Below are 16,440 nucleotides of genomic sequence, written 5' to 3'. Positions count from 1 at the left end.
CCGGTGGTACCGCCCGCCGATCGAGGTCATGACTGGGGTATCCGGCCAGTTGCCAACCGGCACTGCGCATTCAATATTTGCCTGATGAATTCCACCCGGCCGGACCAGTCGGCCCTGCGCCCCGGGCGGCTCACCGCAGCCGCCAAGAAATTCCTGACCTGGGACGCGAATCCGGGCGTATTCGGGATCACCATTCCCTGCCCCGTCCCGGTGTCGATGGGCGCGGACGAGGGCCGGAAACTGCTCGGCGCGCTCATCGACAATCATGAATCGCTGCGCAGCCGGTACAGCTACGGCGAACAGGCCGCCTGCCTGATCGACACCGAGATCGGCGCCGAAACACACAGCGACAGAATCGATTTGCGGCTCGTCGACATCGAGGACGTGGGCCCCGAGGAGATCGCGCAGGTGATCGCGCAGGAGACCGCGAAGAGTAATCTGCGCATCGATCCGCCGACCGGCAAGATCGTGACCGCCGCGCTGCTCACCCGCTCGTTCGACGTCAATATCCTGCTGCTCACCATTCACCACATCGCCATCGACGGCGTGGCCATGTGGGTCATGTGGGACGACGTCGCCACCTATTGCCGGCAATGGGAAGCGGGCGAAGCCATTTCGCTGACGCCCGAACCCATCACCGGTTCGGAGTGGGCGCAATTCCTGGATGAGCTCGCGCCCACCCGCGCCGGGGAATTGGAATCCTGGCTCGCGGCCTCGGATTCGGAACCCAACCTGCTCGAGCGCGCCGCCGAACCGGCCTCCGCGCACCGGGACGGCGTCATCGAGGGCGCGGTCGCCGCCCGCCTGCTCGACGTGCTGCCCGGCGCGTTCGACGCCTCCTACACGCGAATCCTGCTGGTGGCACTGGGATTGGCCATCGAAGACGTGCTCGGCGTGCCGCGCTCGATCCAGGTCCAGAAGCACGGCCGCTACAGCCGTCTGCGCCCCGGCACCGACCTGAGCCGCACCGTGGCCTGGCTCTCGGACGACTATCCCTGGCTGGTCCGCCCGGCGCCCGGCGATCACGGTGCCCGCCTGCGCGATGCCATCGCGCGCTATCCCGCCCACCCCGAGGACTTCACCCTGCTCTTCTGGCACGACCCGCGCAATTGGCCGCACGTGGCGCGATTCAATTTCCCGAAGTTCTACTTCAATTTCCTCGGCGATGTCGGCGTGTGGATTCCGGGCGCGCATTCGGCCGAACAGGCGCGCCTGACGGTTTTCGACCTGAGCATGTTCCTGGGCACCAGCGAACTCGGCGGCGTGCGCAGCGTGCACTACTCGGTGCACTCGCCCACCGGCGGCATCGGAATCGAGCGGGTGAACGAGATCGTGGCGCAGTGGCTTTCGATCCTGGCGACGGTGGAGGCGGGCGCATGAGCCGCATAGTCATCGTCACCATCGGCAGTCGCGGCGACATCGCGCCGCTGACCGGTCTGGGGGTGCGCCTGCGCGAGGCCGGGCATCGGGTGACGGTCGCCGCGCATTCGGTCTTCGAGGAACTGGTCACCGGCTGCGGGCTCGAATTCCGGCTCATGGCGACCAACCTCGACATCGACATGACCTCCCCGGACGTCGACAAGCGCAAGGCCGGTTGGGCTTTCGCCTCGCCCGCCGGGGTGCGCGCCACCGGCCGGGGCATCATCGAGGCTCTGCGCGACGAGCCCGCCGATCTGCTGCTGTGCTCCCAGCCCGCGGAGTTCGCCGGTCTCGCGCTCGCCGAGGCCAAGGGGATTCCCGCGATCGGGCTGCGATTCCAGCCGATGTCCGCGACCGCCGACAATCCGCCCTCGTCCATGGGTGCGTTCTCGCTGGGCGGGTTCGGCAACCGGATGGCCGCCGAGGCGGGCGCGTGGATAGTGGATCGCGCCTACGGCGGGGCAATCGCGGATCTGCGCGCGGAACTGGGCCTGCCCGCGGTGCCCGCCCGCGAACTGCGCCGCCGCCGTACCACGGCGGAATGGCCGGTGCTGCACGGGTATTCCGAGCACGTCGTGCCCCGTCCGGCGGACTGGCGGCCGGGCCTCGAGGTGACCGGGTACTGGTGGCCGCCGCGGCCGCTGGACTGGGAACCGCCCGCCGAGCTGGTGACATTCCTCGAAGCCGGTCCGCCCCCGGTCTTCCTGAGCTTCGGCAGCATGGTCGACAGCGCCGAACACAGCGCCCGGGCCTCGAAACTCGTGGGCGAGGCATTGGCCAAGGCGGGTGTGCGCGGCGTCGTGCAGGCGGGCTGGCTCCAACTCGACGTCACCGGCGAGGACATCCTCACCATCGGTGAGGTGCCGCACGACTGGCTGTTCCCGCGCATGGCGGCGGTCGTGCACCACTGCGGAGCCGGAACCACCGCGGCGGGCCTGCGCGCGGGGGTCCCCGCGGTCGCCGTGCCCGTGTACTCGGATCAGCCCTTCTGGGCCGAACGCCTGCGCCGGCTCGGGGTCAGCGCCGCGACGATTCCCTACCCGAAACTGACCGCAGACCGCCTGGCCGCCGCGATCCGCCTCGCGGTCACCGGCAGCGGAGTACGGATGAATGCCGCCCGCACGGCCGCCGCCCTCGCGGCCGAGGACGGGATCGGCGAAGCCGTGCGCATCATCGAATCGCACCTCGCGAATTCACCGGCATCGACCATCGCGGCATCGGGGGGAGCCAACTCGACACAGCCGCTCGTCACCCCGTCGGCCTCGGTGCATACCGTCGAGACCCCGTCGGTCACATCTCGGTCCGTTGAGACTGTGGCGGTTCCATCTCAGTCCGTTGAGACCTCGGCGATTCCGGCGCAGCCCACCGCGACCTCGGCATTCACGGAAGCGGGGGAACGATGAGCCGGATAGTGATCGTCGCGATCGGTACGCGGGGGGATGTCGCGCCGTTGACCGGGCTCGGCCTGCGGCTGCGCGACGCGGGGCACGAGGTGGCCATCGCCGCCCACGAGCCCTATGCGGCAATGATTTCCGGGTGTGGACTGCGCTTCATCGAACTGGGTCTGAACTTCGGGTTCGAGGGGACCGAGGCGGAGATTCAGGACCGGATCACCAAGGAGTTCAACACTCGGCTCGGCTTCCGCGTGATCGGCGAAGGGCTGATCGCGGCGCTGCGGAACGAGCCCGTCGACCTGCTGCTGCTCTCGCCGTACGCCGAGTTCGCGGGGCATCCGTTCGCGCAGGCGCGCGGAATCCCCACCGCGGGTGTGCGTTTGCAGCACATGTCGGCCACCGGCGACTTCCCGCCGTCCTTCACCGGCGCCTGGTCGCGCGGCCGATTGGGCAATCGGCTGTTCGCCGACGCCGGAGCGTGGGTGGTGGATCGGTACTACCGCCCGGTCATCGCCGGGTTCCGGCGGGAACTCGGGCTGCCCCGGGTCTCGGCGCGCACGCTGCGCCGTCGGCGCACCGCGGCCGAATGGCCGATCCTGCACGGGTTCTCACCCACCCTGGTGCCCCGGCCGGCGGATTGGCGGCCCGGACTCGAGGTGATGGGTTTCTGGTGGCCCGCCCGGCCCGCCGATTTCGAGCCGCCCGCGGCGCTGGTGGAATTCCTGGCGGCGGGCCCGCCCCCGGTGCTGGTGAGCTTCGGCAGCAACATGAACTCCCCGGAGCACACCGCCGAACTGGGCGCGATGGTGCGCATCGCGCTGCGGGCGGCCGGGGTGCGCGGCCTGGTTCAGGCGGGCTGGTCCGGGCTGGGCGTCACCGATGAGGATGTGCTGAACATCGGTGAGATCCCCTACGACTGGCTCTTTCCCCAGTTGGCAGCGGCCGTGCACCACTGCGGCGCGGGCACCTGCGCCGCCGCGCTGCGCGCCGGCATCCCGACCGTCGCGGTACCGAAGATCCCCGAACAGCGGTTCTGGGCGCACCGCACCGCACTGCTCGGCGTGACCGCCGACCTGATCCCCGAGTCCGAGCTGACCGCGCCCCGGCTCACCGACGCGATCACCCGGGCCGTGACCGATACCGTGTTGCGCGCCAACGCCGTCCAGGTCGCCGCCCGCATAACCGCCGAAGACGGCGCGGGGGAGACGCTCCGGGTCATCGAGGAACTGCTCGCCCGCGCCGAACCGGCGACCGCGCACTGACGTTGGGCGTATCCGGGGCCCGGGTTCTGCCCCCAGTCGCAGGTGTCATCTGCTGCACCCGGCTGTGATTCGCAGAGCGGCAGCAGATTTCGGTGCGGGGTCGTAGAACTCGAGGCGCCGTTGCCTCGCCGCCCGGCGGCTGCTCCGGACGTGATTCGGAGAGCGGCAACGGGTTGCGTTGCGGGGTCGCGGAACTGCACGCGCCCTCGGGTGTCCCGCGCTGGGCAACTCGTTCCGGCTCGTCCTCATCGAGCGGGGACGCCGACCGGCTTCCGCCGGACAGCAGAACGCCGGCACGACACTCGCGGAAGGTGTCGTGCCGGCGCTCGTCGCATCGCCGGGGGCCGAATCAGGCCGCGCCGATGGGCTTTCCGAAGAAGGACGCCAGGGTCTCGCCCAGGGTGTGGCCGAGCATTTCCAGCTCACCCGGGGTGCCGAGCATGGACGGCATGTCGGTGGTGGAGCAGCCGGTCGGCGCCGGCTTGCCGTCGAGCCGGTCGAACAGCCACATGAGCGCGGCCGGGCCGCCGACGACCTCGGCCACCACGTGCTCGCTCGCCCAGTCGCGGGTGTAGGTCACCCGGGCGGACGGATCGGCGCAGTAGGTGTCGACCAGCTGGTTGGCCGAGGACAGCGGCAGGATCTCGTCCCACTGCGAATGCCACATGTACAGCGGCACGTCCGGCAGCGTGGTACCCAGCTTGGTATCGGCGAGCACCTTCTGCACCGCGGGCTCGGCGAACGGATCCGGGCTGTTGATCAGGCCGTAGATGTTCAGGAACGGCAGCAGCGCGGTCTGGTACTGCACGCACAGCGGGGCCTTGATCGCGCTGAGCACCTGCCCGACGGGGTTGAGCTTGGTGTCCAGCAGTGCCTTGAACTCCGGGTACTCGCGCGACAGGCCGAGCACCGCGCCGAAGACCAGGCCCGCGGTGGCCTGGTTGTTGGCCATGTTCAGCGCCGCGCCCAGATCCGCGCCGGTGCCGCCGGAGGCCGCGCCGACGATATTCAGTTCGGGCGCATAGGTTTTGCGCATCTCGGCGGCGTGCATGGTCGGCATGGACCCGCCGGAGTAGCCGTACAGCGCCGTCGGCGCGCCCGGTCCGGCCTCCAGCGGCGCGAACGAGGTCGCGGCGCGCACGCCGTCCAGGGTGATGCGGCCGCCGAGCGGGCCCGCGGCGTACGCGGAATTCGGACCCTGGTGATCGGGGATCACCACGGCCATGCCCTGCTGCAGCGCGGCCTGCGCGAAGAGGAATTCGGCGGGCGCGACGATCTGCCCCAGGAAGGTCGAGGGTGACAGGTGCTGCAGCGCGTACGACGGGCTGCAGTAGCCCTGGGTGGAATCCTCGGCGATCTGCACCGAGAGCAATTTCCGCGGGGTCGGCGAGGTGCCCCGCGGCTTGATCAGGGTGGCGACCGCCGCGATGGCGTCGTCCCGGCTGTCATTGGACCGGTAGGACACCTGCCAGGCGTCCACGTTGAGCGGGATGAGCCCGAAATTGGCGAGATTCACCTGGCGGGCGGCGATGATCCCACCGGGCGCGGTGGCGGCCACGATCTCGGGCGCGGGGCGGTAGAACCCCGGATCGAGTTCGGGCGGCAGCGGGATCATCTTCACGGGTTCGATCGGCGGCGTTGCCGGTGCGTCCGGCTCGGCCGCGGCCGGCACGGTCATCGCCATCACCGCGACCAGCGCGGAGATGGGGACCACCGCCAACCGCGCCAACCGGCTGAACCTGTCCCTGGTCTTCATGGGTACATTCCTTCACGGACTGTGAGACTTCTCGGTCTCAGAATTGCGCCCACTATGCCATCCCTGTGACCCGGACCGCAATAAGCGATGTCGCCGGGGTTGAATCACCCCGATGTGGCTGGGCTCACCGCGGGCGACGCTATTCGCGCGCGTATACGCGATACTCGGTCCAACTCGAGAGCTATTGCGCGGAAACGTAATTCGATACTCACCCGCAGAATTCCGGTGTGCGCCGGTCATACTTGTGCCGCGGCGGGGTAAGGACACATGAACACCGTTTTCCACGCCCCCGGGGCGTGTTTCCCGGCCGGGCGAAAGGCGGACGGGAGCACCGATTCCGATATCGCACCGCCCGGGCAGCCGGTCCGCTCCATTCGATGGACCGACCGGCTGGAGCACGAAGTGGACGCCGCGCTGGCCGCGGGCGCTCCGGGCCTGGAAGCGGTGGCGCGGCGGTTCGCGGTCAGCCCGCGCACACTGCAGCGCCGGCTGGCGGACGAGGGCACCACCTGGCGTCGCGAACTCGAACGTGCCCGGCACCGGCGGCTGCTGGCGAGCGCCGGGTCGGCGCTCACCCGGGACGAGCAGGCCGCCCTGCTCGGCTACGCCGATCCCGCCTCCCTGCGGCGCGCCCTGCGCCGCTGGGCCATGCGCAACTGAGCTTTTCCGGCATTCGTGGCGTGTTCGTACGAACGTGGCGTCTTCGGCCCTGGGCGGGCGGCACGCCATCCGGCAGGCTGGAAGCCGGGAGGTCGCCCCCGAATTCGCCCGATTCCCGGCGACCTCCCACTTTCGCGCAGGCGCGCCGCATCGGCGCGCGACCTGCTTCCCGGCCGGGTGGACGATGGAATCAATGGTGATTTGGCGCAATCCGGCCGGTTCATGACCCGTCGACGCGAGGCGCTTCGTGGCATCCGGAGCGCCTCGCGTCAACGGGGCGGGGGTTCCGCCGGGTATGGGTAGCCCTATGGGTAGTGCCCTGGCGGCGTCGGCCCGGGGCGGGGGACCATGGCGGAGTCGGTCGATCCCCCGCAGATCGTCCGGCGTTCCCGGACGAGAAGGGCCGCACTCCACCCCTTCCAGCACAACCGCCGCCGGAGGCGGCCCGTCTCGTCCGCGAACCGCTACAGCAGACCGGTCAGGCGGGCCCGCTCCACGGCGTTGACCCGCGTATTGGCTTCGAGTTTGGTGTAGATCCCGCGCAGATGAGTCTTGATGGTATTGATGGAAACCCCGAGGTCCGTCGCGATCTGCCCGGTGGTCCGCCCGGACGGAAGCTGCTTCAGCACAATGGTTTCCGATTCGGTCAGTGGCGGCAGCGTGCCGTCGCGCACCGCCGCCGGATGATGGCGCAGCCCTTCGGCGTACTCGTCGAGGCGGCCGAAGCGCCCGGCGTAGATATCGAGGAGCTCGATCGCCTCGGGCACATCGATCCACGGCGAGACCAGCCCGTCCGCGGCCGAGAGCCGCAGTGCCGCTTCCAGCGCGGTGGCGGCCTTGGCCGGCATCTCGAGCTGGTGCAGCACGCTCGCGTAGCGCAGCCACACCGACAGTTCCGTCACCGGATACATCCGTTCGGCCCCCCGCAGCAGGGGTTCGAGCAGTGCGCGCGCCGAGCGCGGCTTGTGTGCCGCATCGGCCAGCATGGCCTGCGCCAGAACCACTTCCGGGGTATCGCCCAGCGCCGCGTGCGCCCGATCGGTGAGTTCCCGCGCCGTGCGCGGCTCACGAAGTTTCAGCAGGGAACGCACCACGCCCGGCAACTGCACACCCTGATTGCCCGGTGGCAGCGGAGTGGATTCCAGGAGCCGGAGCAGGCTCGTGCGCGCCTGATGGACGGCGGTGTATTTGTCCGGTTCTATCCGGCTGAGCAGGAAGCGGCACGAGGCCAGGGTGGCCGGGCCGGTGCCGGGCATTCCGGAACTCTCGGACTCGAGAAAGTGCGTCACGATGTCGTAGATCGCCTGCTCATCGAACTTCTCGCCCTGGACGTACCGGGCCAGCGCGATGACCAGGCGCATATGCTGCGTATCGGCGACATCGTGCAATTCGTGCCGTACCGCGAAGTCGATCGCGTGCTGGGCGCGGGCGCGGGCGATGGTGATCGCGCCCGAGTAGATGGACGCCACCGTCAATCGGGACAGTGCCCGCATGACCAGCCGCTGCCGTCCGGTGTGCTCGGCCAGGGTGATGCCGGACCGCAGCAGTGCTTCGCCCCGGTCCATCCGGCCGGACAACAGCATGGCCCCGGCGGCCTGGATCGCGAGATAGCAGTCGATATCGAGATTGCCGGTCGCGGGCAGGTCGGTGTGCGCGTCCAGGTCGTCCGGGCTCGCACCGGAACTGAGGACGGCGTCGATACGCAGTGCGTGGCCCAGGGCGTCGAGCCAGGACGCCGGCGCCAGGGACGGTATCGACATCGGCTGGCTGCGAATCAAATCGAGATAGGCGAGCGCTTCACGGTGCTCGCCGCGTCCCATCGCGTCGATGGCGCGCAATCGCCACACGAAGGGATCGTCGGAGATCACGGATCCGGCGCGGTCCAGCTCGGCGAGCAGCCGCGGCCCATCGCCATCGAAAACGAGTCCGAGACCGTTGTCCCGGATGAACTTTCGCAGTGGCTCCGGATCGGGCAGGGCCACCAGGTGCGGTAGCGCCGCGGCCGGCTGCCCCGCCCGGATGAGCCAGTCGGCGCTGTCCAGGCGGAGCCGCGCCAGGGCCACGTCACCGCGTGCGCGAGCCTCGGTGAGCAGGTACGCCCGCACCATGGGGTGGTAGGTGAACCACAGCTCGCCGTGCTCCGATTGCCGGGTGAAGGGAAAACCCTTGCGCTGCAGTTCATCCAACGCCTCATGCGCGGGTGTGTCCTGCAGCCGGTCCGCGAGCGCCTCGGTGAAGCGCTCCGGAACGCTTGTCCGGACCAGAAATTCGACCAGGTCCGCGGGCAGTGGTCGCAGCAGTTCGCCGACCACGAAATCCACCATGGCGGGTGCGGGGCGCGCCAGCACCGCCAGCGCGGCGGCACGGTCCTGCGCACTGCCCGACACCACCAGCGCCGCGATCCGTACCAGCGCGGGCCAGCCCTGAGTGAGGGCCATGACGGTGGCCAGCCCGGGTGCGTCCAGGGTGCACCCGTGCCGGGTGAACAGTTCTGCCACTTCGGCTTCGGCCAGGGCCAGATCCCATTTGCGAATCCGCACCACGCGCCCCTCTGCCCCGAGGGCGTGCCAGCGCAGCGGCGGCTCGTAGCGGCCGGACAGCACGATGGTCAGTGCGGGCGGTGCGTGCCGGATCAGATACTGCACGGCGGCCAGCACGAAGGAGTCGGTGATGAGGTGCGCGTCGTCGACAACCAACACGGCCGGGGTCTCCCGATCTGCGAGTGCGTCGATGACGTGCGCGGCGAACGTGCTGCCGGTCGGGGTCGGAGCTATGCCCAGTGCTTCGCACAGCGCGCCGGTGACCACGGGCCAGCGGGTGCGATCCCGGTCGAAGGATTCGGTGATGGTGAGCCAGGCGATGGTGGTCCGGGGTGAGCGCGTTCGCAGTCGGCGTTCGAGCCAATCCAGCAGCAGTACGGTCTTACCCGTGCCGGCCGGTGCGTTCAGCACGATCACCGGCGCCCCGCGTTCCGGATCCGGGGCGACCATGCGGTCGAAGAGTTCGGCACGGGGGAGCGGATCGCAGTCGAGCGTGGGCGGCCGGTAGGGCGCGTAGCGCTCCATCGCCGATCGCGGACAAGAAGTTGTTCGTTGTGAGGTGGTCACCGAAACCTCCGGTTCGAGTGCAGACACATCACAACCGCCGCCAGCGACTCTACCGCAAATAAGAGCTGGTCAAGCGTTCGATGGTCTTCCTCACACGCGTTCGCGGGCGGTGCCGACGCTCGCGGGCGCGGTATCCCCGGCGGTGTGGAGGACGCCGCGCCCGCGAGCCGGGCCGGGCTCAGCCGAGCTCGGCGGCGGCCTCGTCGATCAGATCGGCCACGGCCTTGGGCTGCGAGGCCAGCGACGCGTGGCTCGCGGCCAGTTCGATGGTCTTGCGCGGCTCGATCCGCGCCGCCATACGACGCTCGTTGTCCGGGTGGATCATTCGATCCTCGGTAGACACCTGGTACCAGCTGGGCTTGACCTTCCAGGCCGGCGCGGTGACGGTATCGCCGAAGGTGGAGGCCAGCGGCGCCTTCTGGGTCACCGCCATGACCAGCGCGTCGTCATCGGACAGGTCCTGGCAGAAGCTCTCCTGGAATTTGTCCTGCCGGACCCAGAGGTAGCCGTCGGAATCGGGGGCCAGGTTCGGCGCGGCGGCGGGCGGCTGCTCCTGGGTGATCTGTCCCGGGCTCTCGCCCGCGTCCGGGGCGAAGGCCGCGATGTAGACCAGGCCCACCACGTTCGGCAGGTCACCGGCCTCGGTGATGACCGCGCCGCCGTACGAGTGACCGACCAGCAACACCGGCCCGTCGATCTGGGCAACCATCTTGCGGGTGCGCTCGGCGTCGTCGGCGAGCGAGGTCAGGGGGTTCTCCACGGCGTGCAGATCGGTGTAGCCGCGCTGCTTCAGTTCGACGATGACATTGGCCCAGTGGGCGGCGCCGCCCCAGAATCCGTGGACGAGAACGATTGCCGGCTTTGCCATTACGGGTCTACCTCTCCATTGATGTCGTGCCTGCTGATGTCGTGCCTGCTCGAAACGAATGCGACCGGGAGCACCCGGGCGCGCCGGCCGCGCGGGCCGGCCGTGGAGATCACGCGGTGCGACTCGCGGCGTGCACGAGTCCGAACAATCGCTCGGCGTTGGTTTCCAGGATCGCGGCCGACTCCTCGGGCGCGATGCTCGGATCGGAGATGTAGTCGATCGCGCGAACGAAGATCTTGTCGGCCTCGTAGGGGAAATCGGTGCCCAGCAGGAGCCGATCCGCTCCGAAGGAGTCGATGGCCGCCCGCAGCGCGGGCAGATGACCGTGCCCCACGGTGTCGTACCACATCATGCGGGCGATCACGCTCGGCGCTTCGGGCGTCTGCGGCGCCTCCCACGGGTACTGGTTGTCCGCGCGCTGCAACAGCATGGGCAGCGCACCGCCCAGATGGGAATTGATGATCCGGATGTTGGGATAGCGCAGCGGAAAACCGTTGGTGATCAACTGCATGACGCTGATCGTGTCCTCGATCGGCGCGCCGGCCATCCAGGTCAGGTGATAGTCGGCGATCAGCGGCGAGCAGGCGCTGTTCCCCGCCGGATGCAGGTACAGCACCGCGCCGCGCCGGTCGAGTTCGGAGAACACCGGGGCGAATTCGGGATCCACCAGCGCGCGACCGAGCACGGTGGTGTTCAGCGCCACCCCGACCATGCCCAGATCGTCCAGCGCCCGGCGTATTTCGGCGATGGCTGCGTCGATGTGCGGTAGTGGCGCGGAGGCGAAGGCCATGAACCGATCCGGATACGCGGCGACCACGCCGGCGTACTGGTCGTTCACGAAACGCGCTGCGGCGACGGCCTTTACCCGATCCTCGCCGTAGGGGTTCTGCGGTGCGCTGGACAGCACCTGCATATCGACCCCGGCGCGATCCATCAGCCGGAGTCTGGTCGCGAGTTCCGCGCCGCGGCCCGCGCCCATTCCGCGCTGGGTAGCGGTGTCGGTTTTGCCGAGTCCGACCAGGAGGTCGAGATAGTCGTCGGTCCAGTAGTGCGCGTGTACATCGATTCGCATGGATCCTCCTGTTCCGTTTCCGGACCGGTCCTGCGGGGCTACACGGGTATCCGAGCGGTGCTCCGATCGATTCGCCTTCACGCTAGGAGCGCCGCGTCCGCCGGACCCCACCCATTGCGGGTGAAGCGACCCGATCGGCACGTGGTGAACCGGACAAAGCGCCTGGTGAACCGGACAACCGGAAGAAAGCGTACTCCGGGTGTGCGGGCCGTCACACGGTGCGCTGTTCACCCGGATCGCGTGAGGCCGGGCGTCGTGCGGGCTCGTAGCGTGCGATCGAACCCGGCGGGAGTGACCGGGGCGGTTCGGAAGGAAGTGCGCGATGGGCAGTGGTGCGCGGTATCGGCTGGAAGTCGCGACCCTGTGCGTCGCGGCGGCGGTCGCGGGTCTCGCGGTCACCGTGCCGATCGACTTCCCTTGGGCAGCAAAGGGTTCGGTCGTGGAATTGCAGATGCTCATCTTCAACGTCCCGCGGGCCACCGCCACCGCGGCGCTGGCGGCGGTGGTCGTCGCGGTGCTGTGTGCGGCGGCGACGATGCGCATGGTGTGGCTGACCGCCGTCGGATTCGGAGCGCTGCTCTCGCTCAGCCACGTGGTGGCCCGCGGGCTGACCCACGAACTGGCGACCTTCGGCTACGTCGACGCCATCGTCGGCGGCGCCCTGCTGGGCGCGCTGACCGCGCTCGCGGGCCGGCGTAGCCTCGCCCGGGCGGGACTGCTGCTCGGCGCGCTGTCCGGCATCATCATCGGCAACCGCGTCACGCCGTCGGCCGATCGCGAGCACCTGCACCCCCTCGTGCGGTGGGCCCTGGTCGACCCGCCCTCCCTGGTGCTCCTCGTGATCGCGCTGGGGCTGCTCGGCTGGGGTCTGTGGCGGCACCGCTATGACGCGGCGGTGCCGGTCGAGGAGATCCCGCTGCGCCCGGTGGCGGCGGTGCTGGTGCTGGTGTCGGCGTCCCTGATCCGCACCGAAGTACTTGCCGAACAGGACAACTGGGTCTTCCGGGTGGTCGCCGGGAGCGCGCTCGTGGTGCTCGCGACACTGCTGGCCGCCCTGCTGCTGCCCGCGCGCGACGGCGTGCTCGTCGCCATGGCGGTGACGTTCGCGGTGGCGGGCGGCGTGGTCGGGACCGGGCCGAGTCCGGGCTGGGCCGCGCCGGTGCTGGTGGTGGCGGTGGCCGTCGGCCTGGCCGCGGGGGCTCGATATCCGCGCCCGGTGCTCGCCGTGCCGGCCACGGTGTCGCTCGCCGTCTTCGAAGCCGTGCTCAACAACACGGTGCGCGCCGAGTCGCTCACCGTCGCGGGGGCCGCCGTGACGGCCGCGATCGGCGGCTACTGCTTCGGGACGATCGTGCCGCGCGAACTGTCCACGTCCGCGCTGGCCCTGATGACGCTGGTCGCGCCCTCGGTGGTCGCGGTGATCACCAGCCGCCGCTTCGGGCACGTCGGCGAGGCCAAGGTGTGGTTCCACGGCCCGCCCGCCGACCCCTGGGTTCCGGGCTGGACCACGGTCGTCGTCGCGATCGGCTGCGGCGCGGTCGCGCTGGCGGTATGGCGGCTGCGGTCGGCGACGTCCGAACCCGAGCTCCCGGCTCGGGCCGACTCGCGCCCGATTCCGACGCACTGAGGAAGCCGCCGCCGCAGGGGCGCTGCGGGTGCGAGTCGAAAACCAGTGCCGCCCGGAGTCGCGCAGCCGTCATCGATGTCGGCGGGATCACCGACGATTGCGGGGTCAGCACCATCGCGGCAGTCGCAAACAGCGTGATGAGCCGATCCCGATCGGGGCCGGCCCGCCCCGCGCGACGGCCGGCAACAACCGCCGCACGGGCACCCGCCGCAGCGGAATCAGCCGGCCCCGGGTGCCACGCCGTGCGGAAGCTGGTCGGGTACAACGCCGAAGTACTCGTTGAAGTCGGCTGTCGTCTCGCTGAGGAGCGGCCCACGCGAAAGCCTTGGGGCGGAGCGCTTCCGCCGTGTGCGATCGTGCCGTGTTCGGGACGGGGGCGCTCCGCCGCAGCAACTACGCTGCCGTCCAATCAGGTCGTCAGGCGGAAGCCGTTCTCGAAATCGATGTTGCCCAGATCGCCGCGACCGGCCAGGCCGAGCTTGGCGAAGATGTGGGACAGGTGGTTTCCGACCGTGCGGGGGCTGATCAGCAGGCGGGCGGCGATCTCGCGGTTGGTCAGGCCGGTGGCGGCCAGGCGGGCCACCTGAAGTTCCTGGGCGGTCAGTACCTCGATGACCTGTGGGTTCGTCGTCGAGCCGGTGCGGTCACCGGCCATGATGATCTCGCGACCGGCGCGCTCGGACCACGGATGCGCGCCCAGGCGCTGGAAAGCGTTGTGGGCCGGACGCAGTTGTTCCAAGGCCTCGGGGCGGCGGCGCACCCGCCGCAGCCATTCACCGAACTGCAGCTGGATGCGCGCGCGGGCCAGCGGGCGTTCGGCGGGCGCTGCCGCCAGTGCGGCCGCGAACAGCTCCTCCGCCGCGTCATCGCCGGCCAGCAGCGCGCGGACCCGGTGGCTGTCCGCGGTGGCCCAGGCGGCTCCGCTGCTCTCGGCGTGCGCGATCAGCCGGTCGAGATAGCCACGGGCACGGTCGAATCGGCCGATTCGGACGGCGGCCTCCGCGGCGTCGGCCGCGCTCAGCACCGCCAGGGTGGGGTGGTGCGCGAAGTGCCCGGGGGTCGCGATCGGGTCCAGTGCCTCGAAGGCGTCGTCCGGGCGGCCCGCACCCACCGCACCGAGCCCGCGCGCGAAGAACGCTCCGGCGGTGATGGGGTAGTAGCGGCGGGGCGTCGAGAAGGCGAGGGAGCGTTCGGTCAGATCGAACGCGGCGGCCGTGTCACCGCGCAGCGCGGTGATGAGACCCAGTGTGCTGTAACCGTATGCGGGCGTTTGCAAGCCGCCGAAATCCGCGGCCAGCGTGATCGCCTCGGACGCGTCGGCGATGGCATCGTCCCACCGGCCCAGCGTGCACAGCAGGATGGCGCGCTGGCACAGCGAATACCCGAGCCAGGTGACGGGACCTTCGGTGCGCATTCGCTCGATACAATCCGAATACTGCCGCAGCGCATGGCTTTCCACGCCGAGTGCGATGGCGACCTCGGCGATCGGCAGCCGGTACGGCGGCAGGTCCGTGCCGTCTGCGATGTCGCGGGCGGCGATCTCGTCCAGCGCACCGGGATCGAGCGGATCCCGCAGCGCCCAGGATGCGCGCAGCGCCAGATGCCGCAGTTCGGCGCCGAAGCGCGGCGCCGTGGATCCGGCGTCCCGCAGCAGCATGTGCCGCGCGCGTTCGGGATCGCCGAGCCCCAGTTCCAGCAGACCGGCCAGGCCACCGGCGGCCGCCCCGACCGCCGCCGCGCCCACGCGGTCGTCGGCCGCGGCGAGCAGTTCCCGCGCCGACTCGATATCGCCGCCGTCCCAGGCCGCGCGGGCGGCTCGGGCCAGGCGATGTGCCGCGGCGGTCGTGTCGGGGGACAGCGCGGCGGCGCGGCGATGCAGCCTCGCCGCGGACAGGGCGCCGCCGCGCGCTCCGGCGCGTTCGGCCGCGATGTCCAGCATGGCGGCGATGGACTCGTCCGGTCCGCTCGCGGTGGCCGCGAGATGCCAGTCGTGCCGGTCCGGATCGCTCTCGGCGTACACCCGGGCCAGGGCCACGTGCGCGGCCCGGCGCGCGAGCGGATCGGCGCTCTCGTAGACCGCCGCGCGAATCAGGGGGTGCCCGACGGTGATTCGCCCGTCGGACAGGTGCAGCAGGTCGGAATCCAGTGCGCTCGGCCATTTCTCGGCCGGCACACCGAGCAGCGCCGCCGCCTGCTGCACCGTGCGCGCGTCCGCGCCGTCCGCGGCGGCGGCGACGAGGGCGACGGTGCGGTCCGCGACGGGCAGCGCGCGCAGGCGGGAGTCGAACGAGGCGCGTAACCGAGGGCCGAGCGCGAGCGGGGAATTGACGGCGGGGCCGAGTTCGGAACCCGCATCGCGGCTCAATTCCAGTAGCGCGAGCGGGTTTCCGCCGGTGAGCAGCAACAGTCGCCTGCTCCGCACCGGGCTCAGCGTCGGATGGTGTTCGGCGATCAGCTGTTCGGAGCTGTGGACGTCCAGCCCCTCGATCACCAGGCTCGGCGTCGGCTCACCGGTCTCGCTCGCGGTGCCGGGGTGCGTGGCCACCAGCATGAGAACAGATTCCTCGGCGATCCGCCGCGAGACGAAGCGCAGGCAGTTCCGGCTCGGCTCGTCGAGCAGGTAGAGGTCGTCGATCAGGACCAGCACCGGGCGGTCCGCGGACAGCTCCGAGAGCAGGGTCAGCACCGCGACGCCGATGAGCAGCCGGTCCCCGGTGTGACCGCCGAGCCCCAGCGCGCCCCGGAGCACGGCGGCCTGCGCGGGCGGCAGCGCGTCGATGCGGTCGAGCACCGGCCACAGCAGCTGATGCAGTCCGGCGAAGGCCAGTTCGGTCTCGCTGGGCACCCCGCGGCAGTCCAGGACCCGGAAGTCCGTGGCCCGGGAGGCGGCGTAGCGCAGCAGCGCGGTCTTCCCGATACCCGGTTCGCCGACGAGTAGCAGCGCCGAACCCGCGCCCGCTCGCGCCCGTTCCAGCAGCCGGTCCAGTTCCCGGCGTTCCCGGTCGCGGCCGAACAGGTGCGGCGGCGTGCTGTGCTGCGGCATCGGAGAGGAATGCTCCCTTCACGAAGGATCGATGCGGGGCAGGCTCGTGGTCGAGCGTATCCCGGAGCCGCACCCGGACCATTTTGTTGAACGAATTCGTCTAACAAATCGCCGATGGTAGCTGGCCGGTGGCGCGAATGCCCCCGGGTTGTCCTAATTGTGATACTGCACGGTCTCACCTTCGGGCATGCGCCGAGGCGCAGCGGGCCGAGTACCCCGGCCGTTGCCGGCT

The 16,440-nt window shown here is 70.2% G+C and carries 9 protein-coding genes and 1 pseudogene; 5 read left to right on the top strand and 5 right to left on the bottom strand.

Annotation, left to right across the window (positions count from 1 at the left end):
• Positions 1-84 precede the first annotated feature (84 nt).
• The 3 genes and pseudogenes from ACFVBH_RS29940 to ACFVBH_RS29930 all read left to right on the top strand — a co-directional run bounded on the left by ACFVBH_RS29940 (position 85) and on the right by ACFVBH_RS29930 (position 4,075).
• Positions 85-1,380, top strand: a complete 1,296-nt coding sequence (locus ACFVBH_RS29940) for a condensation domain-containing protein (RefSeq protein ID WP_379006693.1) — start codon at positions 85-87, stop codon at positions 1,378-1,380.
• A pseudogene (locus ACFVBH_RS29935) lies at positions 1,377-2,585 on the top strand (glycosyltransferase); the annotation flags it as partial. The gene ACFVBH_RS29940 and the pseudogene ACFVBH_RS29935, both read left to right, overlap by 4 nt.
• Positions 2,586-2,818: 233 nt before the next feature.
• Positions 2,819-4,075: a glycosyltransferase gene (locus ACFVBH_RS29930; RefSeq protein WP_379006689.1), complete on the top strand. Its 1,257-nt coding sequence runs from the start codon at positions 2,819-2,821 to the stop codon at positions 4,073-4,075.
• 349 nt (positions 4,076-4,424) lie between these two features.
• Here ACFVBH_RS29930 and ACFVBH_RS29925 read toward each other — a convergent pair whose 3' ends face one another.
• Positions 4,425-5,831: a lipase family protein gene (locus tag ACFVBH_RS29925; RefSeq protein ID WP_354984490.1), complete on the bottom strand. Its 1,407-nt coding sequence runs from the start codon at positions 5,829-5,831 to the stop codon at positions 4,425-4,427.
• Positions 5,832-6,098: 267 nt separating this feature from the next.
• On the opposite strand from ACFVBH_RS29925, the gene ACFVBH_RS29920 reads away from it, so the two are divergent.
• Complete coding sequence (locus ACFVBH_RS29920; RefSeq protein WP_379006685.1) at positions 6,099-6,491, top strand: hypothetical protein; 393 nt, start codon at positions 6,099-6,101, stop codon at positions 6,489-6,491.
• 464 nt (positions 6,492-6,955) lie between these two features.
• Here ACFVBH_RS29920 and ACFVBH_RS29915 read toward each other — a convergent pair whose 3' ends face one another.
• From ACFVBH_RS29915 to ACFVBH_RS29905, 3 genes are all read right to left on the bottom strand, one after another.
• Positions 6,956-9,556 carry a LuxR C-terminal-related transcriptional regulator gene (locus ACFVBH_RS29915; protein ID WP_379006683.1) on the bottom strand — a complete coding sequence of 867 codons (2,601 nt, stop codon included), beginning with the start codon at positions 9,554-9,556 and terminating at the stop codon, positions 6,956-6,958.
• 220 nt (positions 9,557-9,776) lie between these two features.
• A complete protein-coding gene (locus ACFVBH_RS29910) occupies positions 9,777-10,466 on the bottom strand; it encodes an alpha/beta hydrolase (protein WP_379006681.1) in 690 nt (229 codons plus the stop codon).
• Between the two features lie 109 nt (positions 10,467-10,575).
• Positions 10,576-11,538, bottom strand: a complete 963-nt coding sequence (locus tag ACFVBH_RS29905) for an amidohydrolase family protein (RefSeq protein ID WP_379006677.1) — start codon at positions 11,536-11,538, stop codon at positions 10,576-10,578.
• Positions 11,539-11,860: 322 nt separating this feature from the next.
• Between ACFVBH_RS29905 and ACFVBH_RS29900 the strand changes: the two genes are divergently transcribed.
• Positions 11,861-13,165: a hypothetical protein gene (locus ACFVBH_RS29900; RefSeq protein WP_379006675.1), complete on the top strand. Its 1,305-nt coding sequence runs from the start codon at positions 11,861-11,863 to the stop codon at positions 13,163-13,165.
• Positions 13,166-13,574: 409 nt separating this feature from the next.
• Here ACFVBH_RS29900 and ACFVBH_RS29895 read toward each other — a convergent pair whose 3' ends face one another.
• Positions 13,575-16,208 carry an AAA family ATPase gene (locus ACFVBH_RS29895; RefSeq protein WP_379006672.1) on the bottom strand — a complete coding sequence of 878 codons (2,634 nt, stop codon included), beginning with the start codon at positions 16,206-16,208 and terminating at the stop codon, positions 13,575-13,577.
• Between the last annotated feature and the right edge of the window lie 232 nt (positions 16,209-16,440).

Source organism: Nocardia sp. NPDC057668 (assembly GCF_042799795.1).
Lineage (GTDB): Bacteria > Actinomycetota > Actinomycetes > Mycobacteriales > Mycobacteriaceae > Nocardia.
Note: the sequence above shows the minus strand (reverse complement) of the source record. Positions and strands in the feature narration are given on the sequence as shown.